This window comes from Phenylobacterium sp. CCH9-H3, from assembly GCF_001557235.1.
Classification (GTDB): Bacteria; Pseudomonadota; Alphaproteobacteria; order Caulobacterales; family Caulobacteraceae; genus Phenylobacterium.
Genome location: NZ_LSJI01000184.1, coordinates 1 through 21,598, shown reverse-complemented (window position 1 = coordinate 21,598; position 21,598 = coordinate 1). Strand labels below are relative to the sequence as shown.

27 protein-coding genes and 1 pseudogene are annotated in these 21,598 nt (G+C 69.4%); 13 read left to right on the top strand and 15 right to left on the bottom strand.

The annotated features are described in order from the left end of the window. The 4 genes and pseudogenes from AX721_RS16995 to recR form a co-directional block, all read left to right on the top strand. Positions 1–484, top strand: a pseudogene (locus AX721_RS16995) (DNA polymerase III subunit gamma/tau); the annotation flags it as partial. Between the two features lie 3 nt (positions 485–487). Next, complete coding sequence (locus tag AX721_RS16990; protein WP_068877179.1) at positions 488–814, top strand: YbaB/EbfC family nucleoid-associated protein; 327 nt, start codon at positions 488–490, stop codon at positions 812–814. After that, positions 814–1,221, top strand: a complete 408-nt coding sequence (locus AX721_RS16985) for a nuclear transport factor 2 family protein (RefSeq protein ID WP_068877178.1) — start codon at positions 814–816, stop codon at positions 1,219–1,221. The genes AX721_RS16990 and AX721_RS16985 overlap by 1 nt, the downstream gene beginning before the upstream one ends. A gap of 2 nt (positions 1,222–1,223) precedes the next feature. Next, positions 1,224–1,826 (top strand): recombination mediator RecR, encoded by a 603-nt coding sequence (recR, locus tag AX721_RS16980; protein ID WP_068877177.1) that lies wholly within the window; start codon positions 1,224–1,226, stop codon positions 1,824–1,826. Positions 1,827–2,016: 190 nt separating this feature from the next. Here recR and AX721_RS16975 read toward each other — a convergent pair whose 3' ends face one another. After that, positions 2,017–2,220: a hypothetical protein gene (locus tag AX721_RS16975; protein WP_068877176.1), complete on the bottom strand. Its 204-nt coding sequence runs from the start codon at positions 2,218–2,220 to the stop codon at positions 2,017–2,019. A 200-nt stretch (positions 2,221–2,420) separates the two neighbouring features. Between AX721_RS16975 and AX721_RS16970 the strand changes: the two genes are divergently transcribed. The 4 genes from AX721_RS16970 (at position 2,421) to AX721_RS16955 (ending at position 5,954) form a co-directional block, all read left to right on the top strand. After that, a complete protein-coding gene (locus AX721_RS16970) occupies positions 2,421–3,320 on the top strand; it encodes a helix-turn-helix transcriptional regulator (RefSeq protein WP_068877175.1) in 900 nt (299 codons plus the stop codon). Positions 3,321–3,351: 31 nt separating this feature from the next. Beyond that, positions 3,352–4,569 carry a DNA recombination protein RmuC gene (locus AX721_RS16965; protein ID WP_068877174.1) on the top strand — a complete coding sequence of 406 codons (1,218 nt, stop codon included), beginning with the start codon at positions 3,352–3,354 and terminating at the stop codon, positions 4,567–4,569. Between the two features lie 58 nt (positions 4,570–4,627). Further along, the gene (locus AX721_RS16960; protein WP_068877173.1) at positions 4,628–5,137 is read left to right on the top strand and encodes a peptide deformylase; all 510 of its coding nucleotides are present in this window, start codon (positions 4,628–4,630) and stop codon (positions 5,135–5,137) included. A gap of 73 nt (positions 5,138–5,210) precedes the next feature. Further along, complete coding sequence (locus AX721_RS16955; RefSeq protein WP_068877172.1) at positions 5,211–5,954, top strand: class I SAM-dependent methyltransferase; 744 nt, start codon at positions 5,211–5,213, stop codon at positions 5,952–5,954. An 11-nt stretch (positions 5,955–5,965) separates the two neighbouring features. Here AX721_RS16955 and AX721_RS16950 read toward each other — a convergent pair whose 3' ends face one another. Beyond that, positions 5,966–6,268 carry a hypothetical protein gene (locus tag AX721_RS16950; protein WP_068877171.1) on the bottom strand — a complete coding sequence of 101 codons (303 nt, stop codon included), beginning with the start codon at positions 6,266–6,268 and terminating at the stop codon, positions 5,966–5,968. 87 nt (positions 6,269–6,355) lie between these two features. On the opposite strand from AX721_RS16950, the gene fmt reads away from it, so the two are divergent. Continuing rightward, on the top strand, positions 6,356–7,282 hold the full coding sequence (gene fmt / locus AX721_RS16945; RefSeq protein WP_068877170.1) for a methionyl-tRNA formyltransferase: 927 nt from the start codon (positions 6,356–6,358) through the stop codon (positions 7,280–7,282). Beyond that, the gene (truA, locus tag AX721_RS16940; RefSeq protein ID WP_068877169.1) at positions 7,282–8,019 is read left to right on the top strand and encodes a tRNA pseudouridine(38-40) synthase TruA; all 738 of its coding nucleotides are present in this window, start codon (positions 7,282–7,284) and stop codon (positions 8,017–8,019) included. Before fmt ends, truA begins: the two co-directional genes overlap by 1 nt. Before the next feature lie 4 nt (positions 8,020–8,023). Here truA and dapE read toward each other — a convergent pair whose 3' ends face one another. After that, positions 8,024–9,166, bottom strand: coding sequence for a succinyl-diaminopimelate desuccinylase (dapE, locus tag AX721_RS16935; RefSeq protein ID WP_068877168.1), 1,143 nt, complete (start codon positions 9,164–9,166; stop codon positions 8,024–8,026). A gap of 42 nt (positions 9,167–9,208) precedes the next feature. On the opposite strand from dapE, the gene AX721_RS16930 reads away from it, so the two are divergent. Both AX721_RS16930 and AX721_RS16925 read left to right on the top strand, forming a co-directional pair. Then, positions 9,209–9,685 carry a cupin domain-containing protein gene (locus tag AX721_RS16930; protein ID WP_068877167.1) on the top strand — a complete coding sequence of 159 codons (477 nt, stop codon included), beginning with the start codon at positions 9,209–9,211 and terminating at the stop codon, positions 9,683–9,685. A gap of 8 nt (positions 9,686–9,693) precedes the next feature. Continuing rightward, a complete protein-coding gene (locus tag AX721_RS16925) occupies positions 9,694–10,155 on the top strand; it encodes a cupin domain-containing protein (RefSeq protein ID WP_068877166.1) in 462 nt (153 codons plus the stop codon). A 29-nt stretch (positions 10,156–10,184) separates the two neighbouring features. On the opposite strand, the gene dapD is transcribed toward AX721_RS16925, so the two are convergent. The 3 genes from dapD to argB are packed head-to-tail and all read right to left on the bottom strand — an operon-like array spanning position 10,185 to position 12,606. Further along, positions 10,185–11,015 (bottom strand): 2,3,4,5-tetrahydropyridine-2,6-dicarboxylate N-succinyltransferase, encoded by an 831-nt coding sequence (gene dapD, locus AX721_RS16920; RefSeq protein WP_068877165.1) that lies wholly within the window; start codon positions 11,013–11,015, stop codon positions 10,185–10,187. Between the two features lie 2 nt (positions 11,016–11,017). Then, positions 11,018–11,695 carry a pyrimidine 5'-nucleotidase gene (locus AX721_RS16915; protein ID WP_068877164.1) on the bottom strand — a complete coding sequence of 226 codons (678 nt, stop codon included), beginning with the start codon at positions 11,693–11,695 and terminating at the stop codon, positions 11,018–11,020. Beyond that, the gene (gene argB / locus AX721_RS16910) at positions 11,692–12,606 is read right to left on the bottom strand and encodes an acetylglutamate kinase (RefSeq protein WP_068877163.1); all 915 of its coding nucleotides are present in this window, start codon (positions 12,604–12,606) and stop codon (positions 11,692–11,694) included. Before argB ends, AX721_RS16915 begins: the two co-directional genes overlap by 4 nt. Positions 12,607–12,709: 103 nt before the next feature. Between argB and AX721_RS16905 the strand changes: the two genes are divergently transcribed. Next, a complete protein-coding gene (locus AX721_RS16905) occupies positions 12,710–14,038 on the top strand; it encodes an amidohydrolase family protein (RefSeq protein WP_082765661.1) in 1,329 nt (442 codons plus the stop codon). Here AX721_RS16905 and AX721_RS16900 read toward each other — a convergent pair. From AX721_RS16900 to AX721_RS16860, 9 genes are all read right to left on the bottom strand, one after another. Then, positions 13,984–14,739 carry a Crp/Fnr family transcriptional regulator gene (locus tag AX721_RS16900; RefSeq protein WP_068877162.1) on the bottom strand — a complete coding sequence of 252 codons (756 nt, stop codon included), beginning with the start codon at positions 14,737–14,739 and terminating at the stop codon, positions 13,984–13,986. The genes AX721_RS16905 and AX721_RS16900 overlap by 55 nt on opposite strands. Positions 14,740–14,823: 84 nt before the next feature. Further along, positions 14,824–15,966 carry an acyl-CoA dehydrogenase family protein gene (locus tag AX721_RS16895; RefSeq protein ID WP_068877161.1) on the bottom strand — a complete coding sequence of 381 codons (1,143 nt, stop codon included), beginning with the start codon at positions 15,964–15,966 and terminating at the stop codon, positions 14,824–14,826. A gap of 69 nt (positions 15,967–16,035) precedes the next feature. Beyond that, positions 16,036–16,602 carry a ribosome biogenesis GTP-binding protein YihA/YsxC gene (gene yihA, locus AX721_RS16890; protein ID WP_068877180.1) on the bottom strand — a complete coding sequence of 189 codons (567 nt, stop codon included), beginning with the start codon at positions 16,600–16,602 and terminating at the stop codon, positions 16,036–16,038. Positions 16,603–16,697: 95 nt separating this feature from the next. Then, positions 16,698–18,491 (bottom strand): membrane protein insertase YidC, encoded by a 1,794-nt coding sequence (yidC, locus tag AX721_RS16885; protein WP_068877160.1) that lies wholly within the window; start codon positions 18,489–18,491, stop codon positions 16,698–16,700. A 47-nt stretch (positions 18,492–18,538) separates the two neighbouring features. Continuing rightward, the gene (gene rnpA / locus AX721_RS16880) at positions 18,539–18,919 is read right to left on the bottom strand and encodes a ribonuclease P protein component (protein ID WP_068877159.1); all 381 of its coding nucleotides are present in this window, start codon (positions 18,917–18,919) and stop codon (positions 18,539–18,541) included. 18 nt (positions 18,920–18,937) lie between these two features. Further along, on the bottom strand, positions 18,938–19,072 hold the full coding sequence (gene rpmH, locus AX721_RS16875) for a 50S ribosomal protein L34 (protein ID WP_068877158.1): 135 nt from the start codon (positions 19,070–19,072) through the stop codon (positions 18,938–18,940). A 79-nt stretch (positions 19,073–19,151) separates the two neighbouring features. Continuing rightward, a complete protein-coding gene (gene map, locus AX721_RS16870) occupies positions 19,152–19,904 on the bottom strand; it encodes a type I methionyl aminopeptidase (protein ID WP_068877157.1) in 753 nt (250 codons plus the stop codon). 277 nt (positions 19,905–20,181) lie between these two features. Next, positions 20,182–21,162: an NADPH:quinone oxidoreductase family protein gene (locus AX721_RS16865; RefSeq protein WP_068877156.1), complete on the bottom strand. Its 981-nt coding sequence runs from the start codon at positions 21,160–21,162 to the stop codon at positions 20,182–20,184. A 4-nt stretch (positions 21,163–21,166) separates the two neighbouring features. Continuing rightward, positions 21,167–21,598, bottom strand: a 432-nt coding sequence (locus AX721_RS16860; RefSeq protein WP_156467211.1) for an alpha/beta hydrolase fold domain-containing protein, incomplete at its 5' end; no start/stop codon positions are given.

Below are 21,598 nucleotides of genomic sequence, written 5' to 3'. Positions count from 1 at the left end.
GGCGGGGCTGGCTGCCAACGCGGTCGCGCGCCAGCAGATCGCGCCCGGCCTGCCGTCTACCGAACCGGTGGCCAACCTACAGACCTTCGAGGACATGCTGGCGCTGATCGACCGGCGGCGCGACATCCGGCTGAAGCTGGACGTGGAGCGGTTCATCCGGCCGATCAACTTCCGCCCGGGCGCCATCACCTACGAACCCGCCCCGGGCGCGCCGAACGACCTGGCCCAGCGGCTGGTCTCGCGGCTGAAGGAATGGACCGGCGAGCGCTGGCTGATCGCGGCCGAGGGCGGCGGCGGGGCCGAGAGCCTCTGGGAGAAGCAGAAGCGCGAGGAACGCGAGGTGCGCGCCGAGATCGAGCAGCACCCCTTCATCCAGGGCGTGATGCAGGCCTTCCCCGGGACCGAGATCGTGGGCATACGCCACCTTAAGCAACCCGAGCCGGCCGAAGCGCCGCCTCCCGAAGACGACGCCGACGAGGACTGACCGATGAAAGACCTGGGTTCGATCATGAAGCAGGCCCAGGCCATGCAGCAGCGCATGGCCGAGGCGCAGGAGCGGATCGGCGCGCTGGAGGTCGAGGGCACGTCGGGCGGCGGCATGGTCAAGCTGGTTCTCAAGGGCACGGGCGAACTCGCCCGCGTCGACCTGGACGAGAGCCTCATGGCGCCGGGCGAGGGCGAGGTGGTCGCCGACCTGATCGTGGCCGCCCACGCCGACGCCAAGCGCAAGCTGGATGAGAAGCAGGCCGAGGTGATGCGCGAGGCGGCCGGTCCGCTGGCCGGCCTGAACATCCCCGGCATGCCGAAGTTCTGATGCTGGTCGCCGCGATCCTGGCCGCCGTCTCCGTGGCGCTGCCCGCCGACCTGGCGAAGGCGGCGCACGACTACGACCAGGCCCAGGTCACCAGCAACAGGGCCGAGCTGGAGCGCCTGATCGCCGACGACTACCGGCTGCACAATTCGGCCGGCCAGGTGCAGGACAAGGCCAGCTTCATCGCCGACCAGGTGGCGCCCGGCTACAGGCTGGAGCCCTTCACGGTCGAGGAAAAGGTCGAAAAGCTCATGGGCGACGCGGCCATCCTGGGCGGTGTGGCGCGCGCCCGGGGCACGTCGGGCGGCCAGCCCTATGACGTGACGCTGCGCTTCATCGACGTCTGGCAGAAGCGGAACGGTCGCTGGGTCGTGGTGATGAGCCAGGCCACGCGGGTTCCGAAGGGCTGAGCTTGGCCGCCTCCGCCGGACCCGAGATCGAGCGCCTGATCGGCCTGTTGTCGAAGCTGCCCGGGCTTGGGCCGCGGTCGGCCCGGCGCGCGGCCCTGGCGCTGCTGAAGCGGCGGGACCAGCTTCTGCTGCCGCTGTCGGACGCCCTGGCCGAGGCGGCGGCGCGGGTGAAGACCTGCCAGGTCTGCGGCTCGCTCGACACCCAGGACCCCTGCGCCATCTGCGCCGACCGGACCCGCGACGGCGCGCTGATCTGCGTGGTCGAGGAGGTGGGGGCGCTGTGGGCCATGGAGCGGGCCGGCGCGTTCCGGGGTCGCTATCACGTGCTGGGCGGCCTCCTGTCGGCCTTGGATGGCGTGGGGCCGGAGGCGCTGCGGGTGGGCTCGCTGGTCGGCCGCGCCGCGGAGGAGGGCGTCCGCGAGGTGATCCTGGCGCTGCCCGCCACCGTGGACGGCCAGACCACGGCCCACTACTTGGCCGAGCGTCTCGCGGGGGCGGGGGTCAGCGTGACCATGCTGGCCCGCGGCGTGCCGGTGGGCGGCGAACTGGACTGGCTGGACGACGGGACCATCGCCCAGGCGATGCGGGCGCGGCGTCCCGCTTAGACGGCACGTCCGCGCCGCCGGCGACCGTGGGATGGCCGCCAGCGACGCGGAGCGCCAGCACCCCTTCGGGGACCGCGCGGGGCGGGCCTTCGCCCGGCCGCCGCTGCGCCGAGGACCGCGAGAGACGGCCTCGACGCGGAGCCGAAAGCGCGCTGCACGGGAGAATGCGCGCCTCAGCCCATTGCCTCGTTCAGCGGGCGACCACGTGGCCCCCGCGCAGGACGCCGCCCACGACACCGGGGTCGCAGGGCCGCTCCAGATGATCGCTTCGGCACGCGGCCACGGGTTGGCCGGCGGTGGCCGTGAGCATCCCCACCGAGGGATCCCTCAGCGCCACCAGCGAGACGCCGATCAGCGCCGCGAGCGCGTAGAAAATGTGGTTGGCCAGCCGCATCGTTTCCTCCGGGGTCACGACCTTCGGCCGCTTGTCGTTGACTGAATGGTAGGCGGGTGCGGCGTGATCGCGCAGGTGCAGCGGACGCCTGCGAAAGGCGCAACGGTGGCGCCCTGCGCGGAACCTGCGATGCAACCGGGTGCGCAACCGTTGCATCAGCGGGTTGCATTGTGAAACAATGTTCGTCGATGGCGTTATCCGTGCCTTTTCACGAGAAGCTGACGCTGGTGCTCAAGGCGCTCTCCATGAGCCGCGGGCGCCTGGCGGCGGAACTCGGCGTGGACAAATCGCTGGTCGGGCGGTGGGCGTCGGGGGTCGTAACGCCGTCCGCGCACAACCTCGAGAACCTGACGCGGGTGATCTCGAACCGCTGCCCGGGCTTCACCATGCTGGACTGGGACCGGGACCTGCCGGGCCTGGCGGGTCTCCTGGGCGTGGCGGCGCCGGTCAACGGCCACGGCGTGGCCGGCCTGCACGATGCGCCGGACTCCCTGCCCCTGCCGGTGCTGGAGATGTCGCGCCTGACCACCGAGCGGCGCGGACACGCCTACGAGGGGTTCTGGCGCACCACCCGCCCCTCGGTGATGATGCCGGGCCGCTTCTTCCACGACCATGGGATGGTGCGACGTCACGAGAACGGCCTGCTGCAGTTCAAGGTCGGCGGGGCGGGCCTCCTGTTCGATGGCTGGCTCCTGCCGGCCGAGGGCCAGCTGTTCGCGATCCTGTTCGACACCGTGGGCCAGACGCCCATCTTCGTGATCTGGAACGGGGTGCCGCTGTCGAAGGCCTCGTTCCTGGACGGGATCGTCATGGCGGCGGCGCTGAACGCGGCGCGCACGCCTTCGGCCTATCCCATCGTCATGGAGCGGATCGGCGACCTGACCGGCGACCGGGCGACGGACGACGCCACCTGCGCCGAACTGCTGGCCCGCGATCCCCTGGCGCCCGAGGGCAGCATCGCCGAAGACCTGAAACGCCACCTCATCCGCGACATCGGCCCGGCGGCGGCGACCGCGGGCCTGGGCGAGATGTTCCTGCTGGCGCCGATCACCTCCACCCTCTCCCGAGGCGAGACCATCGGCGGGCGCCTGGTGGGCTGACCCGACTCACGGAGTGCGCTAAGAACGCACCATGAACGGACTCCTTTTCCTCGCGATCCTCTGCGTGCTCATCGCCGCGGCGGCCATCGCCTGGGCGCTGCGCGAGCGGGGCCGGGCCTCGCACGCCGAACTGCGGATGAAGCTGATGGCCGAGCAGGGGGACCTCGTCCGCGCCCAGCTCACCCAGTCGGCGGCCAGCGTCGCCGAGGAGATCCTGCGCAAGAACGAGGAGGCGGTGCGCAACCGCGAGCAACTGGCCCAGGCGCGACTGGAGGCCCAGCTGAAGCCGGTGGCCGACACGCTGCAGAAGTTCCAGGAACAGGTGACCGCGGTGGAGAAGCAGCGGGCCGAGGAGCAGGGCGGCCTCAAGGAACAGATCGCCCAGTTGATGCAGGCCTCTGCCGCCACCCAGGACGAGGCGCGAAAGCTGTCGGCGGCGCTGCGCCGGGGCGCGGGCGTGCAGGGGCGGTGGGGCGAGCAGACCCTGCGCAACGTGCTGGAGGCGGCGGGGCTGTCCGGGCGTTTCGACTTCGACGAGCAGACCTCCACCGACACGGAAGAAGGCCGCCGGCGGCCGGACGTGACCGTGCGCCTGCCGGGTGGGGGCCTGTTCGTGATCGACGCCAAGTGCTCGCTCAACGCCTTCCTGGAGTTGCAGGAGGCCGCCGAGGACTACGCCCGCGACGCGGCGGGCGTGCGCCACGTGCAAAGCGTGCGCGGCCACATCCAGGGGCTCTCGGCCAAGGCCTACTGGGATCAGTTCCAGAACTCGCCGGACTTCGTGGCCATGTTCGTACCGCTGGACTCGGCCCTGGCCGCGGCGCTGGACCGGGCGCCCGAGCTGATGAACGACGCCATGGACCGGCGGGTGGTGATCGTGACGCCGTCCACCCTGTTCGCGCTCTGCAAGGCCGTCGTCTACGGCTGGCGGGTGGAGGAGCAGGCCGCCAACGCCCAGAAGATCGCCGACCTGGGCAAGGAACTCTACAAGCGGATCTCGGTCATGGGGGCCCACGCCGGATCGGTGGGCAAGGCGCTGGAGGCGGCGGTCAGCCGGTACAACCAGTTCGTCGGCTCGCTGGAGACCCAGGTCCTGACCCAGGCCCGCCGGTTCGAGGAACTGAAGGTCGATCACCAGGGCAAGGAGGTCGTCGAACTGCAGCCCGTGGAGGTGGCCGTGCGGCCGTTGGCCAAGCTGACCACCAGCGAGGCGCCGGCCGTGCGCCTGGCGGCCGGCGGCGAAGCGTAGCAGCGCCGCGGCCTTCTCCTACCTTGACGGTCAACAATCGGACCCTTACCTGCGCGCCATGGCCCTTCGTGAGATCCTCGTCGTCCCGCATCCTGCGCTGAAGCAGGTGTCCCAGCCCGTCGATGCCGTCGACGACGAGCTGCGCGCGCTGATGGATGACATGCTGGAGACGATGTACGACGCCCCCGGCATCGGTCTGGCGGCCATCCAGATCGGCGTGCCCAAGCGCGTGATCGTCATGGACCTGGCCCGCCAGGACGAGCCGCCCCAGCCCCGCTATTTCGTGAACCCCGAGATCCTGTGGGCCTCGGACGAAACCGCGCCGTACGAAGAGGGCTGCCTGTCCGTGCCCGAGATCTTCGACGAGGTCGAGCGGCCGGCGCGCGTGAAGCTGCGCTATCTGAACTACCAGGGCGAACAGGTCGAGGAGGACGCCGAGGGCCTCTTCGCGGTCTGCATCCAGCACGAGATGGACCACCTGGAAGGCGTGCTCTTCATCGACCATCTGTCGCGCCTGAAGCGCGAGCAGGCGGTGAAGAAGGTCAAGAAGCTCGTCCGGGCGGCCTAGAAGCCTCCTAGCGGCCCAGCTATAGCTCGGGCCGAGGCGCGCAGGACGTCTCGGTTTTCGCCAGGCGTCAGACTTGCGTGCCCCATCCTTCCGCTCACGCTATTTCTGGGGCGTCCGCGATCACGCCGCCTTCAACGCGGCGCTGGATCAGCTGGTCGCCTCGGCGCAGTTCGACAATCACTGGTTCGCCTCGGACAACCTCATCGCCTTCGGCCGAAACCTGGGCTTCCTGGATGATGCGGCCTTCCTGACCGCCTTCAACGCGCACGCCAAGGACGGCTTCGAGCGCGGGGTGCTGTGGCGGACGGTCAGCGTCGTGTGGGGCGCGCGCCAGGCGTCGCGCCTCGAGGGCGGCTTCATCGAGTGCGGCTGCTACAAGGGCACCACAGCTCTGATCATGCTGGACGCCGCCGGCGTCACGGACCGCGAGGTGTTCCTCTACGACCTCTTCGAACACGACGCGTCGATGGACCACCACGCCATGCCCGAGCATGGCCCCGACCTGTTCGCCTTCGTCGCGGCGCGGTTCGCCGACCGGCCCAACGTGAAGGTCGTGAAGGGCTGTCTGCCCCAGAGTTTCGAGCAAGGGCTGCCCGAGCGGATCGCCTTTGCTCACATCGACATGAACAGCGCGCGGGGGGAGATCGAGACCCTGGAGGCCATCGAATCCCGGCTGGTTCCCGGCGCGGTCATCGTGCTCGACGACTTCGGCGCCTCGGCCTACCGCCAGCAGCACGTACTGGAGACCAGGTGGTTCCAACAGCGCGGCCGCCATGTGCTGGAGCTGCCCACGAGTCAGGGCCTGGTCATCTGGTAGCGTCTGCGGCCCTAGTGCGCCGCGTCGTGGGCCGCGTCCTTGCTCTCGGCCTCGACCTTGGCGGCCCCTTCGCGGGCGCCTTCCGCCGCGCCCTTCGCGGTCTCCTTGATCACCTGGCCGGCGTCGCCTGCGGCCTCCTTGATCTCGGATCCCAGTTCCTTGACCGCAGGACTGTTGGCCGCCTCCTTGGCCTCCTGGCCGATATCCTGGGCGGCGGCCTTCACGTCGCCCGCCGCGTCCTCGCGTTCGGCCTGCGAACAGGCGGTGAGCGCGAACACCAGGCTGGCGGTCGCGACCATGATCGACTTCTGCATGTGACGGGCTCCCTGCGACTTCTCCCATCCAACGGCCACGCTTGGCGCGAAGTTCCCTTGCGCCGCTCCGCCCGCTAAGACCCGGCCATGCGTCTCGCCTTCCTCGGCACTCCGGATTTCGCCGTCTCGGCGCTCGCGGCCATCGTGGCGGCGGGACACGAGGTGGCCTGCGTCTACTCCCAGCCGCCCGCCCCGCGCGGCCGGGGACACGAGCTGAAGCCCTCGCCCGTGCACGCCTTCGCCGACGCCCACGGCATCCCGGTGCGGACGCCTGCCTCCATGCGAGACCCGTCGGAAGTCGCGGCGTTCGCAGCGCTGGGGCTGGACGCCGCCGTGGTGGTGGCCTTCGGGCAGATCCTGCCCGCAGCGGTGCTGGAGGCGCCGCGGCTGGGCTCCTACAACGTCCACGCTTCCCTGCTGCCGAGGTGGCGGGGCGCCGCGCCGATCCAGCGGGCGATCATGGCCGGCGACAAGGTCACCGGCGTGCAGGTGATGCGTATGACCGAGGGCCTGGACGAGGGGCCGGTGCTGGCCACGGCCACCGTCCGGATCGACGCCCTGGAGACCGCCGGGACGCTGCACGACCGGCTGGCGGCGGCCGGCGCCGATCTCATCGTCCGCACCCTGGCCGACATCGAGGCCGGAACCGCCGTGGCGACGCCCCAGGCCGCGGAGGGCGTCACCTATGCCAAGAAGATCAGCCCCAGGTTCACGCGCCTCGACTGGACCAAGCCCGGGTCGGTCCTGGACGGCAAGATCCGCGGGCTGTCGCCATTCCCCGGCGCCTGGTTCGAGCTGCCCACCGACAAGGGGCCGGTCCGGGTGAAGGCGCTGCTCTCCGCCTTCGAGGACGAAACGGGCGAGCCCGGCGTCACGCTGGACGACCGCTTGCTGGTGGCCACCGGCGAGGGCGCAGTCCGCCTGCTGCGGGTGCAGCGCGAGGGCAAGGGGCCGCAGGAGGCCGACGTCTTCCTGCGCGGCAATCCCGTGCCGCCCGGGACGAAGCTGGGCTGATGCCACGCTACCGCCTCTTGATCGAGTACGACGGCCGGCCGTTCCACGGCTTCCAGGCCCAGGCCGAGCTGCCCTCGGTGCAGGGGTCGCTGGAGCGGGCGGTCAAGAAGTTCTGCGGCGAGGATCTGCGGGTCAGCGCCGCCGGCCGGACCGACACCGGCGTCCACGCGACGGGCCAGGTGGTCCACATCGACCTCGCCAAGGCTTGGCCGGCCGAGACAGTCCGCAACGCCCTGAACTTCCACCTCATGCCGGACCCCGTCTCGGTGCTGTCGGCGGAGGTGGCGGAGGGCGACTGGCACAGCCGCTTCTCGGCGACGGGCCGGCGCTATCGCTATCGGATCCTCAATCGCATCAGCCCGCCGGCGTTGGACCAGGGCCGTGTCTGGCATGTGAAGAAGCCGTTGGACGCGGCGGCCATGCACGCGGCCGCCCAGGTGCTGGTGGGCCACCACGACTTCACGACCTTCCGCGACCTGGCCTGCCAGGCGAAGTCGCCGATGAAGACGCTGGACGTGGCCGATGTGCGCCGCGAGGGCGCGGAGGTGATCCTGGAGTTCGCCTCGCGCTCGTTCCTGCATCGCCAGGTCCGCTCGATGACCGGCACTCTCGCCGAAGTGGGTGTGGGGCGCTGGACGAAGGACGACGTCGCCGCCGCGTTGGAGGCCCGGGATCGGCGGGCGTGCGGCCCGGTGGCGCCGGCCGAGGGCCTCTATCTGACAGGCGTGACCTACTGAGGCGTCACGCGAAGTAGCGCTCGATGATCCGGGCGTAGACGCGCTGGAGGGTGCGGATCTCCTCGACGGGGGCGCGTTCGTCCACCTGGTGCATGGTCTTGCCGACGAGGCCCACCTCGATTACCGGACACAGCGCGCGAATGAAGCGAGCGTCCGAGGTGCCGCCGCTGGTGGAAAGCTCGGGTTCGCGGCCCGTGACGTCGGCCACGGCGGCCGCCACCAGTTCGGTGAACCCGCCGCGTTCGGTCAGGAACGCCTCGCCGCTGATGCTGGAGGTGACGGTGATCTTGCCGCCGAAGTCGACCGAGGCGCGCCAGGCCTCCAGGTCGAACCAGTCGGCGAGCTGCTGGCCGGTGTGGTTGGGATTGAAGCGGATGTTCAGCCGCGCCCGCGCCACGCCCGGGATCACGTTGGTCGCCGCGTTGGGCATCTCGATCATGGTGACCTCCAGGTTCGAAGGCTGGAACTCGGGATAGCCCTCGTCCAGCCGGCGCTCCTGCAGGGCGGTCAGCATCTTGATCAGCGGCCGGGCCGGGTTCGCGGCCCGGTGCGGGTAGGCGACGTGACCCTGGACGCCCTCCACGACGATCTCGGCATTGATGGAACCGCGGCGACCCACCTTGACCATGTCGCCGAAGGTCTCGGCCGAGGTGGGCTCGCCCACCACGCAGTGGTCAATGACCTCGCCCTCGGCGGCGAGAGCTTCGACCACCAGCTTGGTGCCGTGAGTGGCCACGCCCTCCTCGTCGCCGGTGATGAGGAAAGATAGCGAGCCGGCGACCTGGCCAGCGGCGATGGCGTCCGCGGCCGCGGCGGCGAAGGCGGCGATGGCGCTCTTCATGTCGACGGCGCCGCGCCCGATCAGCACGCCGTCCACCACCTCGGCCCCGAAGGCGTCCTTGGACCAGGCGGCGGCGTCGCCCACCGGCACCACGTCGGTGTGGCCGGCGAAGCAGAGGTTGGGACGGGCGGTCCCGTAGCGGGCGTAGAGGTTCTCGATCTCGCCGAACTTCATGCGCCGGCACGCGAAGCCCAGGCTGGACAGCATCTCCTCGACGATCGCCATGGCGCCTGCATCGGCGGGGGTCACCGAGGGGCGGCGGATCAGGTCGCGGGTGAGTTCGACGGCGTCTATGGCGGCGGGCATGGGTTCGCCATACCTAGCAATGACACGAGAGGCGAGGGGATCATGCCGAAGATCGACATCGACAGGGCGCCGACGCGGTTCGGCAGCGCCTATCCGGCGCCGTTCGACGCGCCGTGCCGGGACCGGCGCCGCTGGAAACTGGGCGACGCGGCCGGGCTGACGGACTTCGGGGTGAACCTTATCCGGCTGGCGCCCGGGGTGTGGACCGCCCAGCGGCACTGGCACACGGTCGAGGACGAGTTCGTCTGGGTGGTGTCGGGCGAGGTGGTGCTGGTGGAGGACGACGGCGAAACGGTGCTGCGCGCCGGCGACTGCGCCGGGTTCAAGGCCGGTGTCCCCAACGGGCACTGCATCCAGAATCGCTCCGGGACCGAGGCGGTGCTTCTCGAGGTCGGGTCGCGGCGGCCGGGCGTCGACGCCTGCGACTATCCCGACATCGACATGATCGTGGGGCCGGATGACGTCTACCGTCACCGCGACGGGACGCCCTACCCGGTCGACGACGGCCGCAAACGCTGAGGACACGGATGCCGAAGATCGAGATCGACGCGCTGGAGGTGCGTTCGGGGTGCAGCTATCCGCACCCGTTCAAGGAGATCTGCCTGGGCGCGACCTGGCGAAGGCTGGGCGATGCGGCGGGCCTGACCGATTTCGGCGTCAACCTCGTGCGCCTGCCGCCGGGCAAGTGGTCGAGCCAGCGGCATTGGCACACGCACGAGGACGAGCTCGTCTATGTGCTGGAGGGCGAGGTGGTGCTGGTCGAGGACGACGGCGACCTCGTCCTGCGTCCCGGCGACTGCGCCGCGTGGAAGGCGGGGGAGCCCGGCCAGGCTCACCACCTGCAGAACCGCAGCGACCGCGACGCGGTCTACATCGAGATCGGCTCGCGCAGGCCCGATGCGGACGAGTGCGACTATCCCGACATCGACATGGTCACCGGCCCCGGCGGCTATCAGCACCGGGACGGGCGGCTGTATCCGGAGGACTAGGTCGCTTTCCTCTGGCGGAGGACCTGGGGCTATTCCCGCAGAAGCTCGTTGATGCTGGTCTTGCTGCGGGTGCGCTCGTCGACCGTCTTCATGATCACCGCGCAGTAGGTCGACGGCAGAGATGGATCGACAGGGTTCGGCCGGTTGCCGGACACCACCACCGAATAGGGCGGCACCTCGCCGGTGAAGGTCTGGCCGGTCTTGCGGTCGATGATCGGCGTGGTGGACGTGATGAACGTGCCCATGGAGAGCACCGAGCCCTCGCGCACGATCACGCCCTCGGCCACCTCGGCCCGGGCGCCGATGAAGCAGTTGTCCTCGATGATGGTCGGATTGGCCTGGAGCGGCTCCAGGACGCCGCCGATGCCCGCGCCGCCCGAGATGTGCACATTCTTGCCGATCTGGGCGCAGGAGCCGACGGTGGCCCAGGTGTCGACCATCGTGCCCTCATCGACATAGGCGCCGATGTTCACGAAGGACGGCGTCATCACCACGTTGCGGGCGACGTAGGCGCCCTTGCGGACGATGCAGCCCGGCACCGCGCGGAAGCCGGCGGCCTCGAAGCGGGCGGCGTCCCAGCCGGTGAACTTGAGCGGCACCTTGTCCCAGTAGGGGTGCGGCGCGTCGGCGTCGATCAGACGGTTCGCGGTGAGGCGGAAGAACAGCAGGATCGCCTGCTTGGCCCACTGGTGGGTGACCCAGGTCCCGTCCGCCATCCGTTCCGCCACGCGGATCTTGCCGGAATCCAGGAACTCGATCGTCTCATAGACCGCGTCGCGCACTTGGCCGGTGGTGGAGGTGTTGATGCCGTCGCGCGCCTCCCAGGCGGCTTCGATCACGGACTTCAGGTCGTCGGACATGTTCAGGCGGCCTCTTTCAGTCTCGCGTCCATCAGGAACGGCGCGAGCTTGTCGGTGCGGTGGTGGATGAAGGGGGCGGTGGACTGGACGGCATAGGCGCCCACCAGCACGGTGGTCATGCCGAGGTCGGCGGCGGGCGCCAGATTGCGCTCGGAATCCTCGAAGAAGGCCGTCACCGTCGGGTCGATGGCGTGCGCCGCGGCGATGCGCTCGAAGGCCGCCGCGCTGGGCTTGGGCTCGTAGCCGGCCGAGCCGATGTGGAAGACGTCGTCGAACAGGTGCGACAGGCCCAGGCGTTCCAACACCCGCTCGGCGTGGACGTCGTCGGCGTTGGTGAAGATCAGCCGCCGGCCGGGCAGCCGTTCCAGCGCCGCCAGCAGGTCCGGGTCATGGGCCAGGGCCTCCAGCGACATGTCGTGGAAGATGGCGTGGAAATCCTTCGGGTCGACGCCGTGGTTCAGCATCATGCCCTTCAGGGTCAGGCCATGCTCGGACAGATAGGCCTTCTGGAGCCTGAAGGCCTCGTCCCGCGGCAGGCCGGTGACCTTCTCCACGAAGTCGGTCATGCGGTCGACGATCGCGGCCATGAAGCCGGACTCGGCGGGGTAGAGGGTGTTGTCCAGGTCGAACAGCCAGGTGTCGATGTGGCGCAGATCGGCCCGGAACAGGTTGGCGCTCATCGGCAGACCAGCGTGCCCGAACCGTGCTCGGTGAAGAGCTCCACCAGCATGGCGTGCGGGCGGCGGCCGTCGAGGATCACCACGGCCTCGACCCCGGCCTCCACCGCCGCGATGGCCGTCTCCAGCTTGGGGATCATGCCGCCGGTGGCCACGCCCGAGGCGATGGCGTCCTTGGCTTCGGCGACGGTGAGTTGACGGATCAGGTCGCCGTTCTTGTCCAGCACGCCCGCCACGTCCGTCAGCAGCAGCATACGCTTGGCTTCGAGCGCCCCGGCCATGGCGCCGGCCACCGTGTCGGCGTTGATGTTGTAGGTCTGGCCCTCCTCGGACACGCCGATGGGCGCGATCACCGGGATGTAGTCGTCCTCCGCCTTGAGCAGGGCGTCGATCAGGGTGGTGTCGATCTTCTTCGGCTCGCCCACGAAGCCCAGGTCGACGACCTTCTCGATCTCGCTGTCCGGGTCCTTCTTGGTGCGGTGCGCCTTCTCGACGGTGATCAGGCGGGCGTCCTTGCCCGACAGTCCTACGCCCCGCACCTCGGCCTCGGCGCCGGCCAGGGTGATCCAGTTGGCGATCTCCTTGTTGATCGCGCCGGACAGGACCATCTCGGCCACTTCCATGGTGGCGTCGTCGGTGACGCGCAGGCCGTCGATGAAGGTCGACTTGACCCCCGCCCGCTCCAGCATACGGCTGATCTGCGGGCCGCCGCCGTGCACCACGACGGGATGCAGGCCCAGCATCTTCAGCAGAACCACATCGGCGGCGAACAGCTTGGCCACCGACTCCTCGCCCATGGCGTGGCCGCCGTATTTGATGACCACCGTCTCGCGGTCGTAGATCTGGATGTAGGGCAGCGCCTCGGCCAGCGTCTTCGCCGTCGCCCAGCCCTGCTCTTCCGTGCCCTGGCTCAAATGACCGTCCTCGAAACTTGCGGGGGTCCGATAGCGGACGAGGGCGCCCCTGTCATCAAGCGAGGTCCGTGATAGTCAAAGCGTCACGATTGGGGAGTTCGGGATGAGATCGATCGGGGGCGTTGCGCTGGCCGCGGCGATGCTGGCGGGCGGGGCGGACGCAAAGACCGTCGCGGTGACGGCCGAGCGGCTGCTGGACGTGAAGACCGGCAAATATGCGGAAAAGCCGCTCCTCCTGATCGAGGATGGCCGGATCACGCGCGTTGGCAAGGCGGGGGATGCAGTCCCGGCGGGCGCCGAGCGCGTCGACCTTCCGGGCGTCACCTTGCTCCCCGGCCTCATCGACATGCACGTCCACCTGACGAGCGCCGGCAAGTACGGCGGCTACCGGCCCTACGAATTCACCGACAGTTTCTGGACGGCCGTCGGCGTCGCCAACGCCAAGACGACGCTGGAGGCGGGCTTCACCACCGTGCGCAACGTCGGCACGGCCTTCTACGCCGACGTGGGCCTGCGCGAGGCGATCGACGAAGGGTGGATCGTGGGGCCCCGGATCATGGCGTCAGGTTACGCGTTGGGCGCGACCGGCGGACATTGCGACGAGACGTTCTTCCCGCCCTCGATGGAGCAGAAGAGCCCGGCCCTGGTGGACAGCCCGGAGGAGGGCCGAAAGCAGGTGCGGACCCAGCGCAAGTACGGCGCCCGATCGATCAAGATCTGCGCCACCGGGGGCGTCTTCTCGCGCGGGACGGAACCGGGCGCCCAGCAGCTCACCCTCGAAGAAATGAAGGCCATCGCCGACGAGGCGCACATGGCGGGCATGAAGGTCGCCGCCCACGCCCACGGGGCGCCGGGCATCAAGGACGCGATCCGGGCCGGTGTCGACACCATCGAACACGTCAGCCTGATCGACGACGAAGGGATCAGGCTGGCGGTCCAGAAGGGCACGTGGCTCGGCTTCGACATCTACAACACCGACTACACCCAGGCCGAGGGCAAGAAGAACGGCGAGCTGGAAGACAATCTGCGCAAGGACCGCGAGATCGGCGGCATCCAGCGGGAGAACTATCGCAAGGCCCTGAAAGCCGGAGCCCGAATGGTCTTCGCCACCGACGCCGGGGTCTATCCGCATGGTCTGAACGCCAAGCAGTTCGCGGTGATGGTCCGCTTCGGCGCGACGCCGCTGCAGGCCATCCAGTCGGCCACCGTCAACGCCGCCGAGGCTCTGGCGTGGGACAAGGATGTCGGGCAGGCGGCGCCCGGCTTCTACGGCGACTTGGTGGGTGTGACGGGCGATCCGCTCAGCGACGTCGCGGTGCTGGAAAAGCCGGTATTCGTGATGAAGGGCGGCGAGGTCGTCAGGGAGTCGGCGGACGGTCAGTCCGCCACTTCCGGCAGCAGCCGCGCGAAGTGGTCCTCGACGGCGCGGTAGCACTCGCAGGCCGCGCGCTCGAGGCCGGGCCGGTCCAGCACCTCGACCCGGCCCCGATGGGTGCGGATGAGGCCGCGATCCTGCAGCACGCCGGTCACCGCGGTCACAGTCGTGCGCTGCACGCCCAGCATCTCGGCGAGGGACTCCTGTGTCAGCTGGATGATGTTGTCGCCGGCGCGGTCGTGGGTGGCCAAGAGCCAGCGGGCGCAGCGCTCCTCGGTTCGGTGCAGCGCGTTGCAGGCGACCGACTGCATCATCTGTGCGAGCAGGGCGTCGGCGTAGCGGGAGAAGAGGTCGCTGAAGCGCGGCGAGCCGGTCTTGGCAGCCTCGAGGTGGCTGGTGGGGATCGCCAAGGCTTGGCCCCCGATCTGCATCATGGCGCGGCCGAAGGCGGGTTTGTGTCCCTCGCTGACGATCCCGCCGATGGCGCCTTCGCGGCCGACGGTGGCGGCCTCCACCTCGCGGCCGTCGCGGGTCACGATCAGCAGCGAGACCATGGTCCGATGGCACGGGAAATAGGTGGTGACCACGTCGTCGCCCGGCTCGAACAGCACCTTGCCGCGGGGCAGGTCCACCAGTTCGAGATGAGGCTGGAGCACCTCGAAATCCCGTGTGGACAGGGCGCCCAGTAGGCGGTTGGCCCGACGGACGACCGTGCGGGTCCCGTCCTTGCGCTCAAGCGTGATCCCCGGCTTTTCCATTCAACAACATCCCGGCGTCCGACATCTTGGGAACGCCAAACGGCGGCGCTTGTTGCATCGTGCCGGAAAACGCCGTTCGCGGTGTCAGACCGTGCGGGCGATCACTTCCTTCATGATCTCGCTGGTGCCGCCGTAGATGCGCTGGACCCGCGCGTCGCGCCACAGGCGGGCGATGGGATACTCGTTCATGTAGCCGGCGCCGCCATGCAGCTGCAGGCCCGCGTCGCAGATCTCCCATTGCAGCTCGGTGTGGAACAGCTTGGCCGCGGAGGCTTCGGCCGCGGTCAGCTCGCCGTTCAGGTGCCGGGCGATGGCCCAGTCGAGATGCGCCCAACCCGCCTGAAGCTTGGCCTTCAGCCCGCCCAGGGTGAAGCGGGTGTTCTGGAAGTCGAACACCGTCTGCCCGAACGCCTTGCGGTCCTTGGTGAACTTCACCGTCTCGTCGAAGGCGCGCTGGGCGGCGGCCTGGGCCTGGACGGCGATCCCCAGCCGCTCCTGCGGGAGCTGGGTCATCAGATAGACGAAGCCCTTGCCCTCCTCGCCGAGGCAATTGGTGATGGGCACGCGGACGTCCTCGAAGAACAGCTCCGAGGTGTCGGCCGAATGCTGGCCGATCTTGTCGAGGTTGCGGCCGCGCTTGAAGCCCTCGCGGGTCGCCTCCACCAGGATCAGGGAGATCCCTTTCGACCGGGCGTTCGGATCGGTCTTGGCCACGACGATGATCAGGTCGGCGTTCTGGCCGTTGGTGATGTAGGTCTTCGAGCCGTTGACGACGTACTCGTTCCCCTCGCGCCGGGCCGTGGTGCGCACGCCCTGTAGGTCGGAGCCGGCGCCCGGCTCGGTCATGGCGATAGCGGTGATCGCCTCGCCCGAGACCATCTTCGGCAGCCACTGCTGCTTCTGGTCCTCGGAGCCGTAGTTGGCGATGTAGTCGGCGACGATGTCGGATTGCAGGGTGATGCCCGCCGACGAGCCCGCGTAGAACAGCTCCTCGGAGATGACCACGTTGTAGCGGAAATCGAGACCCAGGCCGCCGTACTCGGCCGGGACCGTGGGGCAGAGGATGCCGGCCTCGCCGCACGCCAGCCAGAAGTCGCGGTCGATGATGCCCTCGGCTTCCCAGCGGTCGAGATTCGGCGTTAGGGCGCGGTCGTAGAACTTGCGCACCTGATCGCGGAACAGGTTCAGCTCCTCGTCGAACGGGGCGCGGGAGTCGGTCTGGATCATGGCGGGTCCCTGAGGTTCGCGCGCCAGTTAGCCGGGTGACGCAGCGGACGGCTAGAGCCGCGCCCGGCCTCAGACCTCGCAGGCGGCCAGGATTTCGGCGCGGAGTTCCGGGATGCCGGCGCCCTTCTCCGCCGAGGTGGCCAGGACGCGGGGAAAGGCGGCGGGGCGCTTGGCGATCTTGCGGGCCGTCTCGGCGCGGATCTGGGCCACGTCGCGGGGCTTCAGCTTGTCGGCCTTGGTCAGCACGATCTGGTAACTGACGGCCGCCAGGTCGAAGGCCTCCATGGCCTCCAGGTCCACGTCCTTCAGCCCGTGGCGGCTGTCGATGAGCAGATAGGCGCGCTTCAGGTTCGGCCGTCCGCGCAGGTAGGCCCGGCCCAGGTTCTGGAACTTGTTCTTCTCGCCGCGGCTGACCTTGGCGAAGCCGTACCCGGGCAGATCGACCAGCCGCAGGGTCTCATCGGCCACGAAGAAGTTCAGCTCCCGCGTGCGGCCCGGCGCCGTCGAGGCCCGCGCCAGGTGGGTCCGCCCCGTCACGGCATTGATCAGCGACGACTTGCCCACGTTGGAGCGGCCGGCGAAAGCCACCTCCGGCAGGTCGGCGGGGGGCAGGCCGTCCATGGCCACGGCGCCCATCAGGAAGCGGACCGGATGGGCGAAGAAGACCCGCGCCGCCTCCAGCGCCTCGGCGTCGAAGGGCTCGTCGCCGTCGCGGGCTGGGGGCGTCTCGCTCACCCGACCGCCTTGCCCCGATTGGTGAACTTCCCGATCAGCTGGTCGATCGGATTGTCCACCTTGAAGCGCCGCATGATCACGTACTGCTGGATGGCCGTCAGGATGTTCGACCACGTGTAGTAGACGAGCAGGCCGATCGCGAACTGCGCCATGATGAAGGTGAACAGGATCGGCATCAGCTGGAAGATCCGCTGCTGCATCGGATCGGGGGCCGGCGGGCTCATCGAGGTGGTGAGCCACGTGGTGAAGCCGTACAGGATCGGCAGGATGCCGATGTGCAGGCTGGTGGCCAGGATGCCGCCGATGAAGGGCGCGCTGCCCGGATCCCACGGAATCGCGCCGAAGAGGTTCCAGATGGTGGTGGGGTCGCGCGCCGACAGGTCCTTGATGTAGCCGATGAACGGCGCGTGCCGCATGTCGATCTCGAGCTGCAGCACCTTGAACAGGGCGAAGAAGACCGGGATCTGCAGGAAGATGGGCAGGCAGCCGGCCAGCGGGTTGACCTTCTCGCGCTGGTAGAGGGCGAGCAACTCCTGCTGCTGCTTGGCCGGATCGTCCTTGTACTTCTTGCGCAGCTCCTCCATCGCCGGCTGCACCTTCTTCATCTTCGTCATCGACTCGTACTGCTTGTTCGCGAGCGGGAAGAAGATGAGGCGGACCACGACGGTCAGCAGGAGGATGGCGACGCCGAAGTTGCCGACGTGACCGTAGATCCAGGACAGGAACTGGAAGATCGGCCGGGTGATGAACCACAGCATGCCCCAGTCGATGGCCTCGTCCAGGTTCTGGACGCCCAGCTTGTCCTGGTACTCCTGGAGCACCGGGTTCTGCTTGGCGCCGGCGAAGACCCGGGTGGTGTGGGTGATCTGGCGACCGGCGCCGATCGACTTGGCCTGGCCGACGAAGTTGGCGTCCAGCAGGTTCAGCCCCGGGGACTTGGTCAGGCGGTACTGGCCGTCGAAGGTCTCGTTCTGCGCCGGGATCACCGCCGTCAGCCAGTAGTGGTCGGTCACGCCGATCCAGCCGCCGGTGGACTTGTAGACCGGCGTCGAACCGTCCTTCTGCCATTTGGCGTACTTGAGCGGCCGGCGCTTGCCGTCCAGCCATCCCATGCCGCCCTCGTGGATGACGCCGTTCTTGCCCAGCGTCGGCGGCACGCCCTGGCGGACAACCGAGCCGTAGGGGGCCAGGGTCACCGGCTGGCCCGTGGTGTTGGCCACGGTGTCGGTGATCGTGAACATGTACTTGTCGTCGACGGCGATCTCGCGCGTGAAGGTGAGGCCGGCGCCGTTGGCGTAGGTCAGCGTAACCGGCTGGCCGGGCGCGAGCACCGAGCCCTGGCTGAGCGTCCAGGTGGTCTGCGGGCCGGGCACCCCGGGGATGTTGGCCCCGACCCAGCCGACTTCGGCGAACTGGGCGTATTGCGTCCCCTCGGGGCGCAGCAGCTCGACCGGCGGAGAGCCCTTGTCGAGCGTCTCGCGGTACTTCACGAGGTAGAGGTCGTCGATGCGGCCGCCCTTAAGCGACAGGGAGCCCTTCAGCGCCGGCGTCTCGATCGGCACGCGCGGGATGGCGGCGATGGCGGCCTGGCGGGTGACGGCCACCGGGACCTGCGGCGCCAGCGGGCCGGCGACCCCGGTCGTGCTGGTGGCGGCGGGCGGCGCCTGGCGTGCGCGCTCCTCCGCCTGGCGCTTGGCCTGCGGGTCGATGACGAACACCTGGTAGACCAGGAGCAGGAGGGCCGCGCACACGAAGAAGATGATCGTGTTGCGGGTGTTGTCGTCTCTCATGAGCGGGGACGCAGGTTTCCGTCGAGGAAGAGAAGGGGCGGGGCCGTCTACAGTTGGGGGGCCGCGCGTTCGGCGGCGAGCCTTATCAGCGCGCTTTTCACGTCGTCAAGCAAACGGACCCAGGGGCGCTTTAGCACGCCGCCGCGGGCGATGATCACATAGTCGACGCCGGGGACGGCGAATTCCGGCAGGAGGGCCCGGGCCGCCTCGCGCATCCGGCGCTTGGCGCGGTTGCGCTCGACGGCGCCGCCGATGCGCTTGGTGGCCGTGAAACCGACGCGGACCAGCGGGGTCTCATCGCCGCGCGGGCGCGCCTGAACGACGACGGCCCCCTTCGCGCACGAGGGGGCCTGGGCGCAGGCGAGAAACTCGCTGCGCTTCTTCAGCTTTTCGATGGTCATGCGACCTGGAGGCGCGGCGTCCGTCATGCGGACACCTGGCCGATCCTAGGCGCTGAGACGCTTGCGGCCCTTGGCGCGGCGGCGCGCCAGGATCTTCTGGCCGTTCTTCGTGGACATGCGCAGACGGAAGCCGTGACGGCGCGCGCGCACGAGGCGAGACGGTTGGAAAGTGCGCTTCACGACGAAAGCTCCGGGGGTCGAAAATCGAGCGGCGGTGGATAGTGGATGGGCGGGGGTGTGTCAACCACCTGAGGCCGGTTCAGTCCGCCAGCGTCAGCACCACGGGCCCGTTCCGGGTGGCCACCAGGGTGTGTTCGTATTGCACGGTGGGCTCGCCGCCCGGCGGGCGAAGGGTCCAGCCGTCGTCGTTGGCCTCTTCGACCCAGTCGGCGCCCAGGGACAGGAACGGCTCGAGCGTGAAGACCAGGCCCTCGGTGATCCGGCGCCGCTCGCGGGGCTCGTGCCAGGTGGGGATCTCGGTGGGCTCCTCGTGGAGCGAGGCGCCGACCCCGTGGCTGGCGAGGTTCCTGACCAGGCTGTAGCCGTTCTTCCGGGCGAAGGCCTCGATCTGCCGGCCAGGCTCGGAGAGAGCCGCCCCGGGGCGCACGGCGCGGATGCCGGTCCACAGCGCCCGCCGCCCGTCGCGGCACAGGCGTTCCACCCGCTTGCTGGCCGGCGGCACGGCGAAGCTGGCGCCCGTATCGCCGAAGAAGCCGTCCAGTTCGGCCGAGACGTCGATGTTGATCAGGTCTCCGGCCTTGACCCTGCGGTCGCCCGGGATGCCGTGGGCGACGTCCGGGCCTACGGAAATGCAGGTGGCGCCCGGGAAGTTATAGGTCAGTTCGGGCGCCGAGCGCGCGCCTTCCGCCTCCAGCATCCGGCGACCGATCTGGTCCAGCTCGCGGGTGGTGATCCCCGGTTCCAGAGCCTCGCCCATGGCCTTCAGCGTCCGGGCCACCAAGCGGCCGGCGGCCCTGAGCTTTTCGAGGTCTTCTTCACTGCCGATGGTCATGGGGCCTACTCTCGCCAGACGTTGAACACGCGGCCAGTCCTCTTTGAGATCGCAGCGCCTGTCGCATGAAGTGTGTCCGCCGGGACGTCTTCCAGGACAACCCACTGCGTGTCGCCAGCGGTCAATTTCGCGCGAAGGTTTGAGCATCGCACGGCCTCCGGACCGAAGCGCGCCTTGATCGCACGACAGCCCCGAATGATCGCCGCTTCCTCGTCTGGGATCGTCGCGCAGGCCGCGAGACCGATGGCCAGAGTGAAAATGACCGAGCTGACAGCCCTCACAGATCCGGCCGGATGATCGTCTTGCCGACCACCTTGCGCTGGGCGAGAGTCTCGTAGGCCTCGCGCCAGTCGTCCAGGGCGTATTCGCGGTCGACGCGGGGGTTCACAGCGCCCTCCTCGGCCAGCTTCCAGATCGCCTCATTGTTCTCGCGGCCCTTCTCGGGGAACTGGCGGCCATATTCCCCCGCGCGCACGCCGTGGACGGAGAACCCCTTGATGAGCGCGATGTTGACCGGGAGCGTCGGCAGGCGGCCCGAGGTGAAGCCGATGGAAAGGATGCGGCCCCCGAAGGCGATGCAGCGGGTCGACTCGTCGAAGACGTCGCCGCCCACAGGGTCGTAGATCACGTCGGCGCCCCGGCCGCCGGTCAGTTCCTTGACCCGCTCGCGGAAGCCGCCGGTGACGTTGACCACGGCGTCGACGTCGTATTCGCGCTGGATCACCGCCAGCTTCTCGTCGGAGGCCGAGGCGGCGATCACCCGGCAGCCGAGGACCTTCGCGTAGTCGACGGCCGCCAGGCCCACGCCGCCGGCGGCGCCGTGCACCAGCACCCACTCGCCGGGCTGCGCGTCCGCACAGCGCTTCAAGGCCACGTAGGCGGTGAGGTAGGCCACGGGATAGCCGGCGGCTTGGGCGAAGGAGAGCCGCTTCGGCTTCAGCCGCAGGGCCGCCGCCGGGAACACGGCGTATTCCGCGAACACGCCCCGACCGCCCGCGCACACCTCATCGCCCGGCTTGAAGGCGGTGACGCCGTCGCCGAGGGCGTCGACCTCGCCGGCCATCTCCATCCCGCCGATGAAGGGCAGGGCGGGCTTGTGCTGGTGCTCGCCGCGGGTCTGCATCAGGTCGGGGAAGTTCACCGCGGCCGCCCGGATCTTCACCCGCACCTCGCCGGGCCCGGGTTCGGGGAGCGGGATGTCCTTCACGCGCACGCCCGCATAGTCGGAAAGCAGTTCCTCGACGACCAGCGCGCGCATGGGCCTATTCCTCGTAAAGCCCTCGCACCAGGCCGGCGATCTCCCGGCAGGCCGCGTCAGCCGCCGGGATCGCGCCGGTGAAGGCCGTGAAGGCGTGTGAGAGGCTGTCGTAGCAACGGTACCGCACCGTCACGCCAGCCGCGTTCAGCGCCTTCGCATAGGCCTCGCCCTGGTCCACCAGCGGATCGAAACCGGCGGTGGCGATGACGGCGGGGGCCAGGCCCGCCAGGTCCTTTTCCCGCAGCGGCGAGAGGCGCGGGCCGGCGGGATCGTCGTCCGGCCCCAGGTAGTGTCCCAAGAACCAGCTCATCATCCCGCTGGTGAGCGGGAAGGCGTCGGCGTAGGTGGTCATGGACTCGCTCTGCGAGGCCGCGTCGGTGCAGGGATAGACGAGCAGCTGCAGCCGCGGTTGCGGCTCGCCCGCCCGCTTCAGATC